At 67.3% G+C, this 1,597-nt stretch carries 1 protein-coding gene; it reads right to left on the bottom strand.

Going from position 1 to position 1,597, the window contains the following annotated elements:
* Positions 1 to 380: 380 nt before the first annotated feature.
* Positions 381 to 1,508, bottom strand: coding sequence for an IS110 family RNA-guided transposase (locus tag E8D38_RS27605; RefSeq protein ID WP_140637477.1), 1,128 nt, complete (start codon positions 1,506 to 1,508; stop codon positions 381 to 383).
* Positions 1,509 to 1,597: the final 89 nt, after the last annotated feature.

Below are 1,597 nucleotides of genomic sequence, written 5' to 3'. Positions count from 1 at the left end.
TCCCCTTCTATGAGACCCGCTTTGTCAAGCGCGTCGTTCATGGGGGTTTGTTGGAGGATGTCGTTGGGGTTTGCCTTCCCGCTGGCCGGAAGGGGCGCAGGGGATGGGTGGTGGGGTGGATCTGTGTGGCCGTCGCCCGGTCTTGGCGAGGCGTTCGAGGTCGGAGAGTGCTGCAGCGTTCGAGCCAATGCTCGAACCACCTTCTATCCGTGGCGGCACCGATGTGCGCCACCCGATGCAGCATGCGCGCGATGCGCTTGGCTGACTCTCCAGTTACCGACGCGCCCCATCTCGGGGTCGGCCGCGTGGAAGCGGCCCGGGGATTTGCGGCGGGCGCGTGGACCATGAACTGCGATGTGACTGTGGGCACGGCCCATGCCTCAGGTGTGCATTGGCTTGAGCGTTGCTCCAGCCGGAATCTCACCGTGCTGCACGTAGCGCCACAGCGCAATGGCCAGTCGCCGTGCCAGCGCGACGATACCGACGCGGCGCATGCGCTTGCTGCCGGCCGCAAAGCGCCGGTTGAACCAGCGCGTCAGCTCGCTGTCGGGCTGCCACCTCAGCCAGCGCCACGACAGCTCTACCAGCAGCCAGCGCACGCGCTTGTTGCCGGCTTTGCTGATGCCTTGCTCGCGCACGCTGTCGCCGCTGGCGTAGGGCGTGGGCGCGAGTCCCAGGCTGGCAGCGAGCTCGCGTCGATTGTCGAAGTGCCGCCAGCCGAACAGCTCCTTGGCAAGCACCCAGGCGCTGCACGTGCCGATGGCGCGCAGTTGGCTGAGCTGGGTGACCAGGGGTTGCTGGGTCAGTTCGCTGTGGCGTTGCAGCTCGATCGCACGCATCTGCTGACGCACCAGCGCCAGCCGCTCGCATTCGCGCTCGATTTCCGCGCGCAGCAGCGGCGGCACCTGCGCCTGGTGCGCCACCCACCATGCCGCCCAGGTTCGACCGCCCACCTGCGCGGGCCGCAGGTTGTGCAGCACCAGCAGCGAGCGGATGCGGTTGCAATGCGCCGTGCTCTCGTTGGTCAGCCGATGCAGCTCGCGGTGCGCGCGCCGCTCGTCCTCGGCCTGCGGCGACGGTGCGTGCACCACCGACCAGACACGCTCGCCGCGCCCGTGGCGCAGCAGCATCTGCAGCAACTTGTCGCCGTCGAGCCGATCGCTCTTGGCTCGACGTGCGTGCCGGTTCACCTCGATGCTCGAAGAGTCCACGACGATGTTGTCGATGCCCTGCTGCTTCAGCCAGCGGTGCAGCCACCAGCCGTCGCGGCCGGCCTCATAGCACGATTGCACGCTGGCCGACGACCCCAGGCTGCAGCGCGCCTTCGCCCGCGCGATGCACTCGAGCACCGCGGCTTGGTCACCCGCGGCGATCGTGAACCGCGCGGGCTTGCGCCGGCCGTCGCCGAACGTCAGCTTCCACGCCTTGTCGCCGAGTTCGAAGCTCATGTACAGCGCCGCTTCAATCGCCGTATCCTTGCCTTGGAGGACTGCCTGAGTCGACTTCATTTCCGAACCTCCTTTGCACAGAGAACAGGAAATTCCCGTTGTAGACCAACGCGGCTGACGCGGGTGGTCCTCCATAGGATCTCGGGGGA

Source organism: Methylibium rhizosphaerae, assembly GCF_006386545.1.
In the GTDB taxonomy this organism is placed as follows: domain Bacteria; phylum Pseudomonadota; class Gammaproteobacteria; order Burkholderiales; family Burkholderiaceae_C; genus Pseudorivibacter; species Pseudorivibacter rhizosphaerae.
This window is presented reverse-complemented; position numbering and strand designations above follow the sequence as displayed.

Coding starts and splice junctions, on each gene's coding strand:
- E8D38_RS27605 (WP_140637477.1), bottom strand. CDS start 1,508: ATGAAGTCGACTCAGGCAGTCCTCCAAGGCAAGGATACGGCGATTGAA.